Genomic DNA, 19,549 nt, shown 5'->3' on the forward strand with positions numbered 1-19,549 from the left:
CTGTTACTCTCATTAACACTTTTAGCCGACAGGGCGTCGCGCATGCAGACTGCACAAAAAGTTATCACAACCTACCGCAGGAAACGTATCCTGGTTTGCTTGCTGGTCGCGCTACTGACCCTGACGACAACATTAGTGATACGATTTATTTCGCAGCGTAGCTTAAATCAGCAGCGCGTCCAGCTCAGCACCAATAAAATGGTGGCCGCAATGGATAATATTCTGCGGCCCCTGGCGGCCCAGCACGCCACGCTGCTGCAACTTGTGAACCAGCCCTGTCAGGACGTCCACCTCACGTTACGTAAGCTGGCAGCATCGCTGCAAACGGTACGTTCCATCGCGCTGGTCCAGTCTGACCTGCTCTATTGCTCGAGTATTTTTGGCCAACGAAATATTCCGGTTCACCAGTTACAGCCGGCGCTCCCCGCCAACCACGCCCTGCTTACCTTCAGCTACGACGCATCGCTGCTTAAAGGGACGCCGGTACTTATCCAGTGGTATCCCGCTTCGCTTAGCGGCGCCGACGGTGTGCTGCTGGTGATCAATATCGAGCTGCTGGGCGAGTTAATTTTTAACGCAAAATCGCCATTAATTACCGGAATTGGCCTCAGCGTTGGCGATAAAAGCTTTATTAGCGGTTCCGGGCTGATTAAACAGGAATCCTTGCCTGGCGAGCAAATCATCTACCGCCAGTCGTCGACGCAGTTTCCCTTCACCATTAACGTCAGCGGGCCGGGCGCCTCAGCGGTCGCCCTCAATGAGCTACCGGGCGAACTGCCGCTGGCGCTGATAATCAGCCTGTTAATGACCGGCATCGCCTGGCTGGCGACCGCGGGAAGAATGAGCTTTTCCCGGGAAATTAATCTCGGTATTGCCGCCCACGAGTTCACGCTTTGGTGCCAGCCCCTGCAGGACCTGCGCACCCGTCAGTGCTGCGGCGTGGAAATACTGCTGCGGTGGAATAATCCACGCAGAGGCGCTATTTCGCCGGAGGTGTTTATCCCCATAGCCGAAGGTTATAATCTGATCGTTCCCCTCACCCGCTATGTCATCTCCCAAACGGCCCACAAATTAGCCCTTTTTCCGCAGGACACACATTTTCACATCAGCATCAACGTCGCCGCCCGCCATTTCGCCAACGGCGAACTGCTGCGCGATCTGCATCACTACTGGTTTAGCGCCCATCCGGTACAGCAGCTGGTGGTTGAGCTCACCGAACGCGACGTACTCCAGGATGGCGATCACCATATGGCCGAACATCTCCATTTTAAGGGAGTAAAGCTGGCCATCGACGATTTCGGCACCGGCAACAGCTCCCTTTCCTGGCTGGAAAAGCTGCGTCCTGACGTATTGAAGATCGATAAATCCTTCACCAGCGCAATTGGGATTGATAGCGTCAACGCAACGGTGACCGACATGATCATTGCTCTCGCCCACCGGCTGAAGATTGTGACGGTCGCGGAAGGGGTAGAGACCCGGGATCAGGAAGAGTATCTGCGCGGCAACGGCGTCGATTTATTGCAGGGATTTTACTACGCCCGGCCGATGCCGGTAGAGGACTTTCCGCAGTGGCTGGCGGCGGAAAAGCATCGGGAGCTGAACGCTTAAAAATGCCCGGCGGCCCGAGGGCCGACGGGCATCAACCGTTACTCTTCTTCGTCGTTATACTGTCGCAGCTTGACGACCCGTACCAGATCGACGCGATAGTCGTTGGCTTCAACAATCGTGAACTGCAAAGGTGACAGTTCAAGCACGTCGCCCGGACGCGGAATATGGCCGTTGACGGCAATCACCAAGCCGGCAACCGTGGCAATATCTTCGTCCTCATCGACCAGATCGTCTACCCCCAACGCCTGCTGCAACGCATGCACGTCGGTTGAACCTTTCACCAGCCAGCCGTCGCCGTCGATGACAATTTCCGGCGTTTCGTCAGCGTCCGGGAACTCGCCGGCAATCGCCTCCAGTACGTCCAGCGGCGTAACCAGCCCCTGTACGACGCCAAACTCGTTAGTCACGATGACAAAGCTACCGCGGGCGCGGCGCAGCACGCCCAGCAGATTGATCGGGTCCAAAGTTTCCGGGACCACAATCGCCGGCGAGGCGGAAGCCAGAGCGGCAACGTTGTCACCCGCTTCCAGCGCCACCAGCATCTCTTTCGCCCGCACGATACCGATGATTTCATCCAGCTCGCCGCGGCAGACCGGGAACAGGCTGTGCGGTGAAGAGAGCAGCTGACGGCGAATTTCCTCTTCGCTTTGCTCGGCGTTTACCCAGCTAATTTCCCCGCGCGGGGTCATAATGCTGCGCAACGAACGCTGGGCCAGGGTCAGCACGCCGTTAATCATGTAGCGCTCTTCTTCCGCAAACGCGCCTTCGGGGATCGGCACGACGGACGCGCTATCGCTATCATGCGCCGCGGCGCTTTGCTTACGCCCGCCCATCAGACGGAGGATCGCATCGGCAGTGCGCGCGCGCAGAGGCAGGGTCGATTGATGACGAATAAAGTTACGGCGCGCAATCTGGTTAAAGAACTCGATGGTTATCGAGAAGCCAATCGCGGCGTACAGGTAACCTTTCGGTATATGGAAACCAAAACCTTCAGCCACCAGGCTCAGGCCGATCATCAGCAGGAAGCTCAGACAGAGCACTACCACCGTCGGATGCTGGTTGACAAAATTAGTCAACGGCTTCGAAGCCAGCAGCATCACCGCCATCGCGATCACCACCGCCGCCATCATCACCGGCAGGTGGTTAACCATCCCGACCGCGGTAATCACGGCGTCCAGCGAGAACACGGCGTCCAGTACCACGATTTGTAGTACCACCACCCAGAAGCTGGCATAGCCTTTACCATGACCGGAGTCATGCTGGCGGTTCTCCAGCCGTTCATGCAGTTCGGTGGTCGCCTTAAACAGCAGGAATATCCCCCCGAGCAGCATGATCAGGTCGCGTCCTGAAAACGAGAAATCGGCAACGCTGAAAAGCGGTTTCGTCAGGGTCACCATCCACGAAATAACCGACAGCAGACCCAGGCGCATAAACAGCGCCAGCGAGAGGCCGATCAGGCGCGCCTTGTCCCGCTGCTTTGGCGGCAGCTTGTCGGCAAGGATGGCGATAAACACCAGGTTGTCGATACCCAGTACGATTTCAAGGACGACAAGCGTCAGCAAACCGGCCCAAATAGAGGGATCCATTAAGAATTCCATGAGCAGCTCCAGTTAACGGCAGGCGTAGTCATCGCTGTGTCATGCACAGACGAGACACTTGTTGCTGGTGAAAAGACGTAGCAGGTGGCGGCGGCAAACGCGTGCCGGAAGGTGAAAAGACGTCGGTGACGGTCCATATAGCGGGCTATGCCCTATACTCCTGAGTAATTAAACGGAACGTAAACATAGCAAAATATAGAGCATAATTGGAAAAAATTTACCTGTCTTTGCAATAGCTAAGAGTATTTTTTGCGCTGCAAAATAATTACCAACAGATGCATAATTAGCGGAGCTTCATCACATTAATTATTTTTTCACTGTCTAAAATAATTCGCTGTAGTAATTACTTTATATCTTACACCCTTACTGAATCGATTTTGTTCGCAAGAGTGATTCAGGATGTATCAGAACAGATGATGCATTCACGATTATAAAGGAGGTAGCAAGTGACGATTGCTATTGTAATAGGCACACATGGTTGGGCTGCAGAACAGCTGTTAAAAACGGCAGAAATGCTGCTGGGCGAACAGGAAAACGTTGGCTGGATTGATTTCGTCCCTGGCGAAAACGCGGAAACGTTAATCGAAAAGTACAACGCTCAGCTGGCAAAGCTGGATACAGCAAAAGGCGTGTTATTTCTCGTCGATACATGGGGAGGCAGCCCGTTTAACGCGGCCAGCCGCATTGTCGTCGATAAAGAACATTATGAAGTCATCGCGGGCGTTAATATTCCGATGCTGGTCGAAACGCTGATGGCGCGTGACGACAACCCGTCGTTCGATGAGCTGGTTGCCCTGGCGGTAGAAACCGGTCGCGAAGGCGTTAAGGCGCTGAAAGCGAAGCCGGTGGAAAAGGCCGCCCCTGCTCCGGTTCAGGCGGCTGCCCCGAAAGCGGCTGCGCCATTGAAGCCAATGGGTCCAAACGACTACATGGTTATCGGGCTTGCGCGTATCGATGACCGTTTAATCCACGGCCAGGTCGCCACTCGCTGGACTAAAGAAACCAACGTTTCCCGCATTATCGTCGTCAGCGACGAAGTTGCGGCGGATACCGTACGTAAAACGCTGCTGACTCAGGTTGCTCCTCCGGGCGTTACCGCCCACGTTGTAGACGTCGCGAAAATGATCCGCGTCTATAACAACCCTAAATACGCAGGCGAGCGCATTATGCTGCTGTTCACTAACCCAACGGACGTTGAACGCGTGGTTGAAGGCGGTGTGAAAATCACCAGCGTCAACATCGGCGGCATGGCTTTCCGCCAGGGTAAAACGCAGGTGAACAACGCCATTTCGGTCGATGAGAAAGATATCGAAGCGTTCAAAAAGCTGAATGCCCGCGGTATCGAACTGGAGGCCCGCAAAGTTTCCACCGACCAGAAACTGAAAATGATGGATCTGATCGCCAAGGTGAAATAAGTCACCCCGCGGATCGCAACGCAATTTTCAACTTAAGACTTAATCAACAGGAGAAGTACAATGGAGATTACCTTTCTTCAGATTGTGCTGGTGTTCATCGTCGCGTGTATTGCGGGTATGGAGTCGGTACTTGATGAATTTCAGTTCCACCGTCCTCTGGTGGCCTGTACGCTGATTGGCGCCGTTCTCGGGGATATGAAAACCGGTATTATTATCGGTGGTACCCTGGAAATGATCGCCCTGGGCTGGATGAACATCGGTGCGGCCGTTGCGCCGGATGCCGCCCTTGCTTCCATCATCTCTACCGTTCTGGTTATCGCCGGCCATCAAAGCATCGGTGCCGGTATCGCGCTGGCAATCCCGCTGGCCGCGGCAGGCCAGGTTCTGACCATTATCGTTCGTACCATCACCGTTGCCTTCCAGCACGCGGCGGATAAGGCCGCGGAGAATGGAAACCTGACGGCCATATCCTGGCTGCACGTTTCATCGCTGTTCCTGCAGGCCATGCGTATCGCTATCCCTGCCGTTATCGTGGCGATTTCCGTCGGCACCAGCGAAGTACAGGGTATGCTGAACGCCATTCCAGAAGTGGTTACCGGCGGTCTGAACATCGCGGGCGGCATGATCGTGGTCGTCGGTTACGCGATGGTCATCAATATGATGCGCGCAGGCTACCTGATGCCGTTCTTCTACCTGGGCTTTGTTACCGCCGCGTTCACCGATTTCAACCTGGTTGCTCTGGGTGTAATTGGTACCGTGATGGCGGTGCTCTACATCCAGCTGAGCCCGAAATACAACCGCGTAGCGGGTGCGCCTGTGCAGGCTGCTGGTAATAACGATCTCGACAACGAACTGGACTAACAGGTGAGCGAAATGGTTGATATGACTAAAAATACCACCGAGAAAAAACTGACTCAGAGTGATATTCGTGGCGTGTTCATTCGTTCTAACCTGTTCCAGGGTTCATGGAACTTCGAACGTATGCAGGCGCTGGGCTTCTGCTTCTCCATGGTGCCGGCTATTCGTCGCCTGTATCCGGAGAACAACGATGCGCGTAAACAGGCGATTAAGCGTCACCTTGAGTTCTTTAACACCCATCCCTACGTTGCGGCGCCGGTTCTCGGCGTAACGCTGGCGATGGAAGAGCAGCGTGCTAACGGCGCAGAGATCGACGATGGTGCTATCAACGGTATCAAAGTTGGTCTGATGGGCCCGCTGGCCGGCGTGGGCGACCCTATCTTCTGGGGTACCGTTCGTCCGGTGTTCGCCGCGCTGGGCGCAGGTATCGCCATGAGCGGCAGTCTGCTCGGGCCTCTGCTGTTCTTTATCCTGTTTAACGCGGTGCGTCTGCTGACCCGTTATTACGGCGTAGCGTACGGTTACCGTAAAGGTATCGATATCGTTAAAGATATGGGCGGCGGCTTCCTGCAGAAACTGACCGAGGGGGCGTCAATTCTCGGCCTGTTTGTCATGGGGGCATTGGTTAACAAGTGGACGCACGTGAACATCCCGCTGGTGGTTTCCACCATCACCGGTCAGGATGGCCAGACGCGCGTGACCACCGTGCAGACTATCCTTGACCAGCTGATGCCGGGCCTGGTGCCGCTGCTGCTGACCTTCGCCTGTATGTGGCTGCTGCGCAAGAAAGTTAACGCCCTGTGGATCATCGTTGGCTTCTTCGTCATCGGTATCGCGGGCTACGCTGTCGGCCTGCTGGGCCAGTAATCTACACGCTGTGCGCCGGGGGCTTGCCCCCGGCTTTTTTATTTGGAGGATGGATGACAATCACGGACCTGGTGTTAATCCTGTTTATTCTCGTTCTGCTCGCGTTTGCGATTTACGATCAGTTCATCATGCCGCGCCGCAATGGCCCCGTTTTGCTGGCTATCCCCCTGCTCCGCCGCAATCGCGTCGATGGCATTATCTTCGTCGGCCTCATTGCTATCCTGATTTATAACAATATTGCCAGCCAGGGCGAACTTATCACCACCTGGCTATTATCTGCCCTGGCCTTGATGGGGTTATATCTTTTCTGGATCCGTTCACCCAAAATCATCTTCAAAAAAGAAGGCTTTTTTTTCGCCAATATCTGGATCGAATATAAGCGTATTAAAGAGATGAATTTATCGGAAGATGGCGTGCTGGTCATGCAATTAGAGCAGCGTCGCCTGCTAATTCGCGTACAAAATATCGACGACCTGGAAAAAATATACAAACTTCTCATTTCAACTCAATGAGTTACAAATATAGCCTGCGCTATATTTTGTCATTCCCCGGCGAATGGAATATAGCCGCGGCTATATTCCATTCGTTTAATTCGCCGATATTTATTAACGAATTATTCACTTCTAAATTTAAATGAAAATCGTTATCATTTGGTTAGCAAAATAACCTGACTCCGTTATTGTTTTATATTCTAAAATTATGTTAAGGTTGCGCCCGTCGTTGGGGAGTAGCCAATTTTCTGCCTGCCAGAAAATGTACGTGTCAACATACTCGTTGCAAAACGTGGCACGTACGGGTTGAAGAAGAACGTCTTCAATCAGGCGAGACCATAGACGCATCGCTGCTGTACGCGGCGCCTCATCTTCAGGATGGGCTGCGTATTTTTACTGGGGGCGGCGATGTGTCATATGGATTATCCCCGGTCAGGACGCTCTCATGAATGTATCCGCTACAATTCTTCTTGCCTTCGGCATGTCCATGGACGCCTTCGCGGCCTCTATTGGCAAAGGCGCCACTCTCCATAAACCTAAATTTTCTGAAGCCCTGCGCACGGGTCTCATCTTTGGCGCTATCGAAACGCTCACGCCGCTGGTCGGTTGGGGAATGGGGATGCTTGCCAGCCAGTTCGTTCTCGAGTGGAACCACTGGATTGCCTTTGTGCTGCTGGTGTTTCTCGGCGGTCGAATGGTTATCGAAGGGTTTCGCGGCGGCAACGACGACGACTGCGAAACTCCGCGACGCCACGGTTTCTGGCTGCTGGTGACCACCGCATTCGCTACCAGCCTTGACGCCATGGCCGTCGGCGTTGGCCTGGCGTTTCTGCAGGTCAACATTATCGCCACCGCGCTGGCTATCGGCTGCGCCACGCTGATAATGTCGACGCTCGGTATGATGGTGGGACGTTTTATCGGCCCGCTGCTCGGCAAACGGGCGGAAATCCTCGGCGGTATCGTGCTGATTGGCATCGGCGCCCAGATCCTCTGGAGCCATTTCGCCGGCTGATCCTCAGGCGTCGCGCTGCCAGCAGTGAATGGCAAAATCGGTCTGGCAGCCGAATCCCACCTGTTGACGCAGCGCTTCCCGAACCGGCGGCTTAGCCCGCCACGCAAACGGCGTCATTTGCAGTAAAGCTTCCGCCTCGCTGCCGTTAAGCTGCATCGGATAGGCCAGCTGCTGCTGGTGACGTAGCGTAAACCCTGCCATCTCTTCCGCGTTTTGCTCGTGCAAACGCACTTCGTCGTATATCAACCCTTTCAGCTCCATCAGGTGACGAGGCCCCGGCGTCGCGGTGATGACCCAGCCGCCGGGGCGGACAACGCGCGCCAGCTCAACGGCATTGCAGGGGGCGTAAATACGTACTATCGCATCCAGGCTTGCATCCTCAAACGGTAAACGCTGGCTGGAGGCGACGCAAAAGTTGACCTGCGGGTACCGTTTTGCCGCCGCGCGGATAGCGGATTTCGACACGTCCAGACCCCAGCTGCGGCTGGCGATGGCGGCAAAAGCGTGCGTGTAGTAGCCTTCCCCGCAGCCGATGTCCAGTAAATCGGTCGGAGCGAAAGTGTGCAGATAAGCGCAGATCGCGTCGCGAAGCGGCTGATAATGACCCGCATCGAGAAACGCCCGCCGGGCCTGCATCATTTCAGCGCTGTCGCCCGGATCGCGGGAGCGCTTAAACTGCACCGGCAGTAAATTGACGTACCCTTCCTTCGCCAGATCGAACTGATGCCGCTGCGGGCAGATAAAGCTATTATCGCGGCGCTCAAGCGGCGCGTGGCAAAGTGGGCAACTGTAAGACATGGCAACTCCGGTGTGCTGAAAGGGCGAAAGTGTAGCGCTATTCGCCCCTCCAGGCCACCGTTACAGCGCAGGCGGCAGCACGCCGTCATGATGCATGACGATCAGGTTTTCAGAACCCTGCGGCATCCCATCTGGCATCACGTTTTCCAGGCGCAGGACATCGCCCATGATCTGGCTGAATACCGGCGCCGACACTGCTCCACCGTAATACGAACCGTTGCTGGGGTCGTTCATCACCACTACCAGCGCAAATTTTGGGTTACTGGCGGGCGCCACCCCTGCGGTATAGGCCACGTATTTGTCGATATATTTCCCGTCAGGGCCAATTTTCTTGGCGGTACCGGTTTTTACCGCCACCCGATAGTCGCGCACCGCCGCTTTGGTGCCCCCGCCGCCCGGCAAAGCAACGCTCTCCATCATATGTTCGACTTCATGCACAATCTGCTCCGGCATCACTCGGGTGCCCATGACCGGCGGATCGATACGCGTGATCGATAGCGGACGCTCAATACCGTAGCTGCCGATAGTTGCGTAAACGTGCGCCAGCTGAAGCGGCGTAACCATCAGGCCGTAACCGAAGGCGAATGTCGCCCGGTCCAGCTGTCCCCAGTAGCGACGCTGCGGCATCAGCCCGGCGCTTTCACCGGTTAATCCCAGACCGGTAGAGTCGCCGAAACCGAACGCTTTATAGGTATCGATAAGATGTTGAATCGGCATGGCCAGCGACAAATGTGAAACGCCGGTATCGCTGGATTTTTGCAGAATGCCGGTGAGGGACAGCTCAGGGTAGTAACCGACGTCGCGAATACGATGACCGTCGAGGGTAAACGGATGGGTATCCACCACGCTATCCGGCTGAACAATGCCCTGCTGGAGCGCGGTCATCAGCACCAGCGGCTTAACCGTCGACCCCGGCTCGAAAGTATCGCTAATCGCGCGATTGCGGAAATCATCCAGCTTCGCGTCATCGCGATTGTTAGGGTTGAAATCGGGGTAGCTGGCCATCGACAGGATTTCCCCGGTATCAATTTTAATTAATACCGCCGCCCCTGATTCCGCTTTGTTCCAGCGCACGGCGTTATCCAGCGCGTCCTCGGTCACCGTTTGCAGACGCTCATCGATACTGAGCTGCAAATTGTGGGCCGGGACCGCCGGGACTTCGGTGATATTTTCGATGACGTTGCCGTGCCGGTCTTTGCGCACCAGACGGCGCCCGGGCTGACCGGTTAGCTGGGCATTAAAGCTTTTCTCTACCCCCTCGATCCCCTGATTATCGATATTGGTAAAGCCCAGCAGATTAGCCGCAACGTGCCCCGCGGGATAAAAACGACGCGACTCATCGCGCAGATTAATCCCCGGCAGGTGCAGCTTGTCGATCCACTCCGCCTGCTCCGGGTTTATCTGACGCGCCAGATAGAGAAAACGCGCATGAGGATGCGCCTGCACGCGATGGGCAAGCTCGCTAAGGTTGAGGTGTAAAGCTTGCGCCATCGCCTGCCAGCGCGGGCCATACCCGACGCCGCCTTTTGCGAGAGTTGTTTGCGGATCGATCCAGATGGCGCTCACCGGCACGCTAACCGCCAGCGGGCGGCCCTCGCGATCGCTAATCATGCCGCGCTGCACGTCGATAGGCTCTTCGCGCAAGGAGCGCATATCTTCTTGTTTAACCAAATTGTCGGGAGAGACAATTTGCAGCCAGCCTACCCGGGCCAGCAGCAGACCCATACAGCAAAGAATGGCCACGCATAACAACCCAAACCGTAAAGGGGTAAAGTTAGCGGCTGACTTAAGTTTGTTCTTTTGCACCTTAGCTCCATCATTATTTTGCAACCACCTGATTTAACAGATATATACAAAACAGGTTGCTAAACAGTGCTAATAAGGATGTTGTTTTGCAACAAAGCGCAACAGAGGGAGGAAAAATGACATGATTTGCAATAAAGACTAAAAAGCCCCGCGGCTGCGAGGCTTTCTTACAAGATTCAGTGGTCTAAATCAGATAGCAGTTACGTTAACTGCAGCTGGACCTTTCTGGCCGTCCTGAATTTCGAACTCAACGTTCTGGCCTTCAGCCAGAGTTTTGAAGCCGTTACCCTGGATAGCGGAGAAGTGTACGAACACATCTTTGCTGCCATCAGCCGGAGTAATGAAGCCAAAACCTTTAGACTCGTTGAACCACTTAACTTGACCTTTAATCTTTGCCATTTGCAAAATTCCTTAGACTGTTTTCTTCGCCCGTGGGGCACTTACATAGATAAAACTGACACATGACTGCATGAGGCACTAATATAAGGTTCGGCAGAGAAGCGGTATTCAACGACAACGTGTTTACTCAGGACTTCTTTACTGAAAATGCCACACATAAACAGAACTGTACCTCGTTTAACCCGAAAGGTGTTATCACATACTACGTAAATAATGGCAAGCCATTTTTAGACGGCTCTCGATCGCTCGCACAAATTATAAGGGAATCATTTGATCACCTGCACATTTATGCGACTTTGCTTCCTCTGGCTTATCCTTCTCCCTCCGCGCTGGCGCCGCTGAGACGGCCCCCTGCCTGGGAGTTTATCCGCCATTGCTCAATGACTTCAGCTTGCCGGGCCCCGCGTAGAGCCAAACTGCCAATTTTAGGGGGAGTCAGAAATCATTGCATAAAGATGCATTTAAAAGCTCATATCGATAGTTGAAAAATTGCTTTACCGGCCCATGGCATAATATCGAAGCGCGTTAATTGAAGTACTTAAAATATTGTCTATACTTCACGGCAATAATGAACGCCTGATGACAGTCAGGTCTTTCCTGTTCTTTTATTTGATGAATTAAACAAACTAATTAAAGAGAGCATAAACGCGCCGCCTCCGCTTGCCGGTGGGCAGGTTTACGGTCGGAAGAGAATTTATCGATAAGGATACGTTATACACCGGGGGAGATACAGGCGCACACCGTCACGATGTACACCTGACAATCAGATTAGCGCTCTGCGACCAGACGAATGAAGTCGTCGTCGCCTTTCCCCTTCTCGGCGATGGAAGGTTCTGCGGCACTCTCCTTCTCTGGCTCATTGGCCTCGCAGAGACGGCGCAGCAGCGCGTTTTGCCGCTTTTGCTGATCCAGCAGCGCCTGCAGCAGCGCTATCTGCTCATTAGCGCGCGAGCTGGCGCGATTAACAAAAAACCATAACAACAGGCCGACAAGCAACAGCACAACTGAAAGCGCCACGGATGCCAGGCTTACAATCCCAGGATTTAGTAACTCACTCATTTCACCACCTCAAAGAGAAGGCGTTTATTCTACCACCCGCGCGGCAGAAGAAAATCAGTCATATTAAAAATGTCTTACCAGGGAATAAATTTATTGATAGTGCAGATGCCGCTGAAGAACTGTACATCCTGATCGCACATTACGTTAAGCATCTGAGTCCATAGCAGTAAACAACCTGCGATGATGACTATCAGCAAAACCCAGCGTAATTTTTTCACTCCACACTCCGCATCAGTACCAGATGTCGCCAGGATAACATGACCTTCTTAAACCGCGGCTAACTGTAATACGAAAGGCAAGTTTAGGAATCATAGACTTGTTTCAAACGATGTTCATGCCAGAATGGACGCAAGGATAATACAAATAATGAGGCAACAATGCGATTGATCATTCGTACCATTGTGGTGCTGGCTATCTTGTGGATTGGCGTATTATTAAGCGGCTACGGCGTATTAATGGGCAGCAGTGAGAATGCCGGGGGGCTGGGATTGCAGTGTAAATATCTCACGGCTCGCGGCATCAGTACCGCACAATATGTTCATTCCAGCAGCGGTATTATCGGCATTACCGATTGCCCTATCCTGCGAAAAAGCGCCACGGTAGTCGATAACGGCTAGTCACGATCGGGCTACAGACGCTGTAGCCCGATTTACGCACAAGGTCAGAACGGATAATCGTTGTAGCCCATCTGTTCTGAAATTTTACGCGCCGCCGTGTGCAGCATCGCCACGTACTCGTTCAGGCGCTCCTCCGAGAAACGCAGCGTCGGGAAAGAGATACTCAGGCCCGCGATAACCACGCCGAAGCGGTCGAAAACCGGAACCCCGATGCAGCGCAGCCCCTCTTCCTGCTCTTCGTTATCTTCGCCATACCCCTGCTCGCGGACCTTATCGAGAACCGCCAGCAGCGCTTCGGTGCTGGTGATAGTTCTGTCGGTGCTGCGTTTGTACTCCACCCCTTCCAGAATCTGCTCAACCTCGGCACGATCGCGCCAGGCCAGCAGCACTTTACCGATCGCGGTGCTGTACAGCGGGTTACGACGCCCGATGCGCGAATACATGCGCAAATTGTACATTGAGTCGATTTTGTGGATGTAAACAATACTGTCTTCATCCAGGGCGCCCAGGTGGACGGTCTCTTTCGTCAGGCGTGAAAGCTCGCGCATCTGAATATCAGCGCTGCGCACCAAATCAACGTTCTGCAAAGCCCGCGCGCCAAGTTCGAAGAGTTTCAGGGTCAGAGAATATTTCTCGGATTCGCCTTCCTGAGCTACGTATCCCAGCGATTTCATGGTCTGCAAAAAGCGATAAACGGTGCTTTTTGACATCATGACGCGCTGGGACAGTTCGGTAATGCCAATTTCACGCTCTTCGCCAAGCGCCTGCAGAATGCCAAAAACCTTCAATACCGAAGAGACAGAATCTGGCTGTTTATCCAAATCTGCAACTGCCATTTATCACCTCATCGCAACTGTTTTATAAAAATTAGAACCGGTTTTTATTATAAATTCGCATCCCGTTACCCGCAATCGTTCTTCTGCCGATTCGTTACAAATCTGCGACATGCCGCTGAATAATCAATGCTAAAATTATTAACCAGTTAATAGTTCCCGATAAGATACAGACTTCACATGGATAAAAACATCTCCGATGGGCTGCCTTTACCGCAGCGTTACGGCGCCATTCTGACCATTGTATTAGGCCTGGCGATGGCGGTGCTGGACGGCGCTATCGCCAACGTCGCCCTGCCGACCATCGCCAGCGATTTAAACGCATCCCCGGCCTCTTCAATCTGGATAGTCAATGCCTACCAAATCGCTATCGTTATCGCGCTGCTGCCGCTCTCTTTCCTCGGCGATATGGTCGGCTACCGGCGTATTTATAAAATCGGCCTGGTGCTTTTTACCTTTACCTCACTGGCCTGCGCGCTCTCCAGAAGCCTGGAAATGCTGACCCTGGCGCGCGTGGCGCAGGGGCTCGGCGGCGCGGCGCTGATGAGCGTGAACACTGCGCTGATTCGCCTGATTTATCCTCAGCGCTTTCTCGGCCGCGGGATGGGGATCAACTCTTTCGTGGTGGCCGTCTCCTCCGCGGCGGGGCCGACCATCGCCGCCGCGATTCTCTCAATGGCCTCATGGCAATGGCTGTTTCTGATTAACGTTCCGCTGGGGATTATTTCACTGCTTCTCGCGATGCGCTATCTGCCAGCTAACACCGGCCGCAGCAAGGTTACCCGCTTCGACCTGCCGAGCGCCATCATGAATGCCCTCACTTTTGGCTTACTGATTACCGCCCTCGGCGGGTTCGCTCAGGGCCAGTCAGGCGCGCTGGTTGCGGCGGAGGTTATGGCCATGCTGGTTGTCGGGTTCTTTTTTGTCCGCCGCCAGCTCAAAATGCCGGTCCCCCTGCTGCCGGTTGACCTGCTGCGCATTCCGCTATTCTCTCTGTCAATTTGTACGTCGATATGCTCTTTTTGCGCCCAGATGCTGGCGATGGTTTCGCTGCCGTTCTTCCTGCAGTCAATGATGGGGCGTAGCGAGGTGGAAACCGGTCTGCTCCTGACGCCGTGGCCGCTGGCCACTATGGTGATGGCGCCGCTGGCGGGATATTTGATTGAGAAAGTTCACGCCGGGCTGCTGGGCGCGATGGGTCTAATCATCATGGCCTGCGGCCTGTTCGGCCTGGCTTTACTGCCCTCCGCGCCGTCGGACCTGGATATTATCTGGCGAATGGCGCTCTGCGGCGCGGGCTTTGGTCTGTTCCAGTCCCCCAACAATCACACCATCGTCTCGTCAGCGCCGGCTCATCGCAGCGGCGGCGCAAGCGGCATGCTGGGGACCGCGCGCCTGCTTGGACAGAGCACTGGCGCCGCGCTGGTGGCGCTGCTGTTTAACCTGCTGGGCGATAGCGGAACCCACACCGCCCTTTTGCTGGCCGGAACGTTTGCCGTCGTCGCGGCCGCCGTCAGCGGGCTACGCGTCACGCAGCCGCGCGTCAGGCTGTAACGCAAAACCGGCATAAAAAAATCCGCAGCCCGAAGGTTGCGGATTTTTGTTTTCAGGGCCAGACGCGACGGTTATTTCAGGTATTCGCCGCTGCGCAGGGCTTCAATACGTTTATCCAGCGGCGGGTGAGTCATAAACAGCTCGCTCATGGATTTCGCTTTGCCGTTAATGCAGAACGCCATCATGCTGCTGGCCTCCTGCGGCTCATAGCTGGTTTTCAGACGCTGCAGCGCGGCGATCATTTTCTCACGCCCTACCAGCTTCGCTGAACCGGCGTCCGCATGGAACTCGCGGTAGCGGGAGAACCACATGGTGATGATGCTGGCCAGAATACCAAATACCAGCTCCAGCACCGTGGCTACCGCAAAGTAGATCAGCGGGTTGCCGTTGCTGCTTTCACCTTCATCGCGGTTGCCGCCGAGGAAGCCCGCCGCAATCTGCGCGATAACGCGCGAGATAAAGATAACGAAGGTGTTCACTACCCCCTGGATCAGCGTCATGGTGACCATATCACCGTTGGCGATGTGGCTAATCTCATGGGCGATAACCGCTTCCGCTTCATCACGGCTCATGTTCTGCAGCAGCCCGGTACTGACCGCCACCAGCGACGCATCGCGGCGCGCGCCGGTCGCGAAGGCGTTAATATCCGGCGCATGGTAGATAGCGACCTGCGGCATAGCGATACCCGCCTGGCGCGCCTGCTGCGCGACGGTATTCATCAGCCAGCGCTCGGTTTCGTTACGCGGCTGCTCAATGACTTCCCCACCCACCGATTTCAGCGCCATCCATTTCGACATCAGCAGCGAAACGATTGAGCCGCCGAAACCAAACAACAGGGCCATGATCAGCAGCCCGGTCATGCTGCTTGACTGAATTCCCGTCAGGCTCAGCACCAGCCCGAACACCACCATCACTGCCAGGTTGGTCAGCAGGAAAAGCGCGATTCGCATCATAATTTTCTTTTAACCTCGATTTAACAAAACGCACTATGCGATTACCCACATGGTATGGGTAGAACGCCAATTTTCAACCATCAGGCCCTGCTAAGTCACGAGAAAGACACAACTTTACATTTTGTAGCATATTGCTGACGCTGGGCAAAAGCGTTGACATTTTGTTGAAATCAGGCAATGAACGTTGGGAAAGGCGAGAAAGAAAAACGGGCACAACTTAGTGTGCCCGTTGGGGGATTATTTACTGGCCGGAGGCTCTACCGCAGGCCGATCCTTTTCCTCATGGGCCAGGTCGAGCGCAATATGAACCGTTTCATCAAGATACGGGTCAGGCTCCTGGTAATCCTTCGGCAGATCTTCCAGTTTTTTCAGTAGCGGCTTGCCTTCGCGTTTCAGGCGATCGTTAACGCGGGCCAGACGAATCGCATCATCTTCTTCATTCTCCTTTTCACGCTGCGCGTAATTCAGGGAGACGATGTTACGTTTGTCTTTCATCGCGTTATAGCGAGCAATGTCCTTCATGATGTACTGGAACTCAGGATCCTTGGCGATACGGGCATCGTGGCGCTTCAGCAGCTCGGGTCCGAACGGCGTCAGGTCACCATACTTCACGAAAGTTGCCGCATTGACGCTATCCCACGGCAGCGCGTTATCTTCATACTGCTCGCCGGTTTCACGCTCTTCGGTTCCGGTCGGCATCATGATGTCTGGCGTCACACCCTTGCGCTGAGTACTGCCGCCGTTAATACGGTAGAATTTCTGGATGGTGTACTGTACGGACCCCAGCGCCGGCCAGTCAGGGCGCAGCATCTGATCGTAAATGCGGTTCAGCGAACGATACTGCTGGACGGTCCCCTTGCCAAAGGTCGGCTCACCGACGATCAGCGCTCGGCCATAGTCCTGCATCGCGGCGGCGAAAATTTCAGAAGCCGAGGCGCTGAAACGGTCGACCAGCACCACCAGCGGGCCTTTGTAGTACACCACGCCGTCGGTATCGCTGTCTTCACGCACCTTACCGTTATTATCGCGAACCTGGACAACCGGGCCGGATGGAATAAACAGGCCAGAAAGCGAAACCGCTTCGGTCAGCGCCCCGCCGCCGTTGCTGCGCAGATCGATAACGATGCTGCTAACGTTCTGTTTCTCCAGTTTCTGCAGCTGAACCTTGACGTCGTCCGTCAGGCCAACATAGAAACCCGGAATATCCAGCACGCCAACCTTCTCTTTGCCGACGGTTTTGACTGACATCTTAACCGCGCGGTCTTCAAGACGAATGCGTTCGCGCGTGAGGGTCACAATCCGCGTTTTCGCGCCTTTACCCGCCGGGAGAATTTCCAGACGAACCTTGCTGCCCTTGGGACCTTTAATCAGCGCCACGACATCATCAAGACGCCAGCCGATGACATCAACCATGCCTTTACCCGGCTGCCCAACGCCAACGATACGGTCGCCCACGCTGATGGATTTACTCTTCGCCGCAGGACCACCGGCCACCAGTGAGTTGATCACCGTGTAGTCGTCATCCATCTGCAGTACCGCGCCGATACCTTCGAGAGACAGGCTCATTTCGGTGTTGAACTGTTCGGTATTGCGCGGAGAGAGATAGTTCGTATGCGGGTCGATTTCACGCGCAAAGGCGGTCATCGCCAGCGAGAAAACGTCTTCACTATTGGTTTGCGCCAGACGGCGAATGGCAAACTTGTAGCGACGGGTTAGGGTCTCGCGAATCTCTTTATCATCTTTGCCAGCCAGCTTGAGGCTGAGCTGATCAAACTTCACCTTGGCATCCCACAGCGCATTCAGCTCGGCCTCATCTTTCGGCCAGGGAGACTTGCTGCGGTCAAGGTTGAAGTTGTCATTGCCGGTAAAGTCCATCGGACGTTCCAGCACTTTCAATGCATATTGATAACGCTCAAATCGACGCTTCTGCGCCAGGTTATACAGGTCGTAAAAAACGTCCAGCTTCCCGCTGCGCAGCTCATCGCCGATTTGATTCTTTTTCGCGGCAAACTGGGCCACGTCGCTGGCTAACAGCACGTTATGGCTGTAGTCGAGCAGGTTCAGGTAGCGATCGAAAATTTTTGCCGAAAAGGCATTATCAAGATCGAACTGCCGGTAGTGAGAGCGGGTAAAGCGCGATGTGACGCGCTCGCTCACCGTCGCGTGCTGCGGCTCTTCTTTCAGCACGGGGATTTGATCGATCCGGGTGATATCGTCCACGGCGAATGACTGGCCTGCGATTACCAGCAGGCCCGCCAACGCGGTGAGCTTAAAGAATTTGTTCATGCCTGGCCCGGCCTCCGTTTCAGAACACCAGGTGTTCTGCGCGTACAATCATTGACATACCAGAAGTCAGCTGTACACGAACGCCATCTTTGGTGATTTCCAGGACGGTGGCGTCCATTGCATTATTGCCTGCTTTCACCTTCAGTGCCTGGCCAACGGTCAATACAGACACATCTGATACAGGGGTATGACGCTCTTCGCGCGGCGCTTTGGCTGCTGCTGCCGGGCGAGGTTTACGCTGCTCAGCGCCGTCTTTACGACGCGCCTGAGGCTGAGGACGTGGTTTACGCTCGCGACGTGCCCCCTCTTCCGGCTGGCCTGCTGCGGCAGCGGCTTCGCGTTTTTTGGCCTGCTGCGCTTCGCGCTGCGCCTGGACGCGGGCTTTTGCTTCTTCAAGCTGCTGACGGGCATGAGCGACGTGCTGCTCTTCCAGTTCGCCGCACGGGTTGCCGTCAAGGTCAACGCGGACTGCGCCAGGCTTAACGCCGTACAGGTAGCGCCAGCTCGAAGTATAAAGACGCAAAGCAGCGCGAAGTTGGGTTTTGCTGAGATTCATCTCTCCGCCAACGCGCTCAACGAGATCCTGAAAAATACCGACTTTCAGGGGGCGAGCTTCGCCTTCAGCGCTAAAACACTGAGGGAAACGTTCGGCCAGAAACGCAATGACTTCTTTACTGCTATTCAACTTAGGTTGATTTTCCATGAAATTTCCTGATTACAACGGACGTAGCCAACAAGCCGCAGGCATGAACAGGCGTCATTATAATGACGTCATCGGTAAATGCTACGTTATCCGTTGATTATCCTGCGACGCGGGTGAATATTTTTTGATAATCAGTCGCAGAAATGAGTTTTTCCAGATGCGCGACCAGTTCTGCCAGTCCCTGCTCATCTTCAGCGGTGAAGCGGGAATGCGCCGTGCTATCGATATCCAGGACGCCGATAGTTTGATTGTTCACCCGTAACGGGAAGACAATTTCCGAATTACTGGCGGCGTCACAGGCGATGTGCCCATCAAACGCGTGAACATCCTCTACCCGCTGCACGCGATTCTGCGCGACGGCAGTCCCGCATACGCCGCGTCCGACCGGAATCCGCACGCAGGCCAGCTTGCCCTGGAACGGGCCAAGCACCAGCGTGTCACCTTCCAGAAGATAGAAACCGGCCCAGTTCACGTCGGTCAGCCGCTCGAACAGCAGCGCGCTGGTATTTGAAATCATCGCCAGAAAACTGGTTTCGCCTGCCATTAACGCCTGAAAATCGCGGTTCAAATCCGCGTAGAATTCTGATTTGTTCATTATTTGGTCGCTTAGTTGTCTTACTACCTTACACTTACAGCCTAATAAAATAAGCTTTAAATGCATTCATGCTCAAGATGAATTCATTCCTGAGTTA

General features: G+C 54.5%; 19 protein-coding genes, 1 pseudogene and 1 riboswitch. Of the genes and pseudogenes, 8 read left to right on the forward strand and 12 right to left on the reverse strand.

What is annotated here, in order from left to right; translation table 11 throughout:
• The first annotated feature begins 42 nt into the window (after positions 1 to 42).
• Positions 43 to 1,608, forward strand: coding sequence for an EAL domain-containing protein (locus tag FQK12_RS04565; RefSeq protein WP_014229815.1), 1,566 nt, complete (start codon positions 43 to 45; stop codon positions 1,606 to 1,608).
• Between the two features lie 38 nt (positions 1,609 to 1,646).
• Here the strand turns inward: FQK12_RS04565 and yoaE are convergent, their stop codons facing one another.
• Complete coding sequence (yoaE, locus tag FQK12_RS04570; protein WP_004852040.1) at positions 1,647 to 3,206, reverse strand: CNNM family cation transport protein YoaE; 1,560 nt, start codon at positions 3,204 to 3,206, stop codon at positions 1,647 to 1,649.
• A gap of 446 nt (positions 3,207 to 3,652) precedes the next feature.
• On the opposite strand from yoaE, the gene manX reads away from it, so the two are divergent.
• The 5 genes from manX to mntP all read left to right on the forward strand — a co-directional run bounded on the left by manX (position 3,653) and on the right by mntP (position 7,849).
• Positions 3,653 to 4,621, forward strand: coding sequence for a PTS mannose transporter subunit IIAB (gene manX / locus FQK12_RS04575; protein ID WP_004103303.1), 969 nt, complete (start codon positions 3,653 to 3,655; stop codon positions 4,619 to 4,621).
• A 60-nt stretch (positions 4,622 to 4,681) separates the two neighbouring features.
• Positions 4,682 to 5,482, forward strand: a complete 801-nt coding sequence (gene manY / locus FQK12_RS04580; RefSeq protein ID WP_004103305.1) for a PTS mannose transporter subunit IIC — start codon at positions 4,682 to 4,684, stop codon at positions 5,480 to 5,482.
• A 12-nt stretch (positions 5,483 to 5,494) separates the two neighbouring features.
• Positions 5,495 to 6,346 (forward strand): PTS mannose transporter subunit IID, encoded by an 852-nt coding sequence (locus FQK12_RS04585; protein ID WP_004103307.1) that lies wholly within the window; start codon positions 5,495 to 5,497, stop codon positions 6,344 to 6,346.
• 53 nt (positions 6,347 to 6,399) lie between these two features.
• The gene (locus FQK12_RS04590; RefSeq protein ID WP_004852044.1) at positions 6,400 to 6,858 is read left to right on the forward strand and encodes a DUF986 family protein; all 459 of its coding nucleotides are present in this window, start codon (positions 6,400 to 6,402) and stop codon (positions 6,856 to 6,858) included.
• Positions 6,859 to 7,056: 198 nt separating this feature from the next.
• A riboswitch (yybP-ykoY riboswitch) is annotated at positions 7,057 to 7,211 on the forward strand.
• 71 nt (positions 7,212 to 7,282) lie between these two features.
• A complete protein-coding gene (gene mntP, locus FQK12_RS04595) occupies positions 7,283 to 7,849 on the forward strand; it encodes a manganese efflux pump MntP (RefSeq protein WP_014229818.1) in 567 nt (188 codons plus the stop codon).
• Positions 7,850 to 7,852: 3 nt separating this feature from the next.
• On the opposite strand, the gene rlmA is transcribed toward mntP, so the two are convergent.
• From rlmA to mgrB, 6 genes and pseudogenes are all read right to left on the reverse strand, one after another.
• Positions 7,853 to 8,647, reverse strand: a complete 795-nt coding sequence (gene rlmA / locus FQK12_RS04600) for a 23S rRNA (guanine(745)-N(1))-methyltransferase (RefSeq protein ID WP_014229819.1) — start codon at positions 8,645 to 8,647, stop codon at positions 7,853 to 7,855.
• A 60-nt stretch (positions 8,648 to 8,707) separates the two neighbouring features.
• Positions 8,708 to 10,453 carry a peptidoglycan glycosyltransferase FtsI gene (ftsI, locus tag FQK12_RS04605; RefSeq protein ID WP_014229820.1) on the reverse strand — a complete coding sequence of 582 codons (1,746 nt, stop codon included), beginning with the start codon at positions 10,451 to 10,453 and terminating at the stop codon, positions 8,708 to 8,710.
• 189 nt (positions 10,454 to 10,642) lie between these two features.
• On the reverse strand, positions 10,643 to 10,852 hold the full coding sequence (gene cspE / locus FQK12_RS04610) for a transcription antiterminator/RNA stability regulator CspE (RefSeq protein ID WP_001062678.1): 210 nt from the start codon (positions 10,850 to 10,852) through the stop codon (positions 10,643 to 10,645).
• Between the two features lie 12 nt (positions 10,853 to 10,864).
• A pseudogene (locus FQK12_RS04615) lies at positions 10,865 to 11,010 on the reverse strand (DUF2627 domain-containing protein).
• 610 nt (positions 11,011 to 11,620) lie between these two features.
• The gene (locus FQK12_RS04620; RefSeq protein WP_004103312.1) at positions 11,621 to 11,911 is read right to left on the reverse strand and encodes a YebO family protein; all 291 of its coding nucleotides are present in this window, start codon (positions 11,909 to 11,911) and stop codon (positions 11,621 to 11,623) included.
• 74 nt (positions 11,912 to 11,985) lie between these two features.
• The gene (gene mgrB, locus FQK12_RS04625) at positions 11,986 to 12,129 is read right to left on the reverse strand and encodes a PhoP/PhoQ regulator MgrB (protein WP_002911375.1); all 144 of its coding nucleotides are present in this window, start codon (positions 12,127 to 12,129) and stop codon (positions 11,986 to 11,988) included.
• A 159-nt stretch (positions 12,130 to 12,288) separates the two neighbouring features.
• Between mgrB and FQK12_RS04630 the strand changes: the two genes are divergently transcribed.
• A complete protein-coding gene (locus tag FQK12_RS04630) occupies positions 12,289 to 12,528 on the forward strand; it encodes a YobH family protein (RefSeq protein WP_004122000.1) in 240 nt (79 codons plus the stop codon).
• 44 nt (positions 12,529 to 12,572) lie between these two features.
• On the opposite strand, the gene kdgR is transcribed toward FQK12_RS04630, so the two are convergent.
• A complete protein-coding gene (kdgR, locus tag FQK12_RS04635) occupies positions 12,573 to 13,364 on the reverse strand; it encodes a DNA-binding transcriptional regulator KdgR (RefSeq protein ID WP_014229821.1) in 792 nt (263 codons plus the stop codon).
• A gap of 177 nt (positions 13,365 to 13,541) precedes the next feature.
• On the opposite strand from kdgR, the gene FQK12_RS04640 reads away from it, so the two are divergent.
• Positions 13,542 to 14,915 (forward strand): MFS transporter, encoded by a 1,374-nt coding sequence (locus FQK12_RS04640; RefSeq protein WP_014229822.1) that lies wholly within the window; start codon positions 13,542 to 13,544, stop codon positions 14,913 to 14,915.
• A 71-nt stretch (positions 14,916 to 14,986) separates the two neighbouring features.
• Here FQK12_RS04640 and htpX read toward each other — a convergent pair whose 3' ends face one another.
• The 4 genes from htpX to FQK12_RS04660 form a co-directional block, all read right to left on the reverse strand.
• On the reverse strand, positions 14,987 to 15,868 hold the full coding sequence (gene htpX, locus FQK12_RS04645) for a protease HtpX (RefSeq protein ID WP_014229823.1): 882 nt from the start codon (positions 15,866 to 15,868) through the stop codon (positions 14,987 to 14,989).
• Between the two features lie 237 nt (positions 15,869 to 16,105).
• Complete coding sequence (prc, locus tag FQK12_RS04650; protein WP_014229824.1) at positions 16,106 to 18,154, reverse strand: carboxy terminal-processing peptidase; 2,049 nt, start codon at positions 18,152 to 18,154, stop codon at positions 16,106 to 16,108.
• A gap of 19 nt (positions 18,155 to 18,173) precedes the next feature.
• Complete coding sequence (gene proQ, locus FQK12_RS04655) at positions 18,174 to 18,857, reverse strand: RNA chaperone ProQ (RefSeq protein ID WP_004852059.1); 684 nt, start codon at positions 18,855 to 18,857, stop codon at positions 18,174 to 18,176.
• Positions 18,858 to 18,954: 97 nt separating this feature from the next.
• Positions 18,955 to 19,452, reverse strand: a complete 498-nt coding sequence (locus FQK12_RS04660; protein WP_014229825.1) for a GAF domain-containing protein — start codon at positions 19,450 to 19,452, stop codon at positions 18,955 to 18,957.
• Positions 19,453 to 19,549 lie beyond the last annotated feature (97 nt).

It is taken from the genome of Klebsiella sp. ME-303 (assembly GCF_007910085.1).
In the GTDB taxonomy this organism is placed as follows: Bacteria; Pseudomonadota; Gammaproteobacteria; order Enterobacterales; family Enterobacteriaceae; genus Klebsiella; species Klebsiella michiganensis.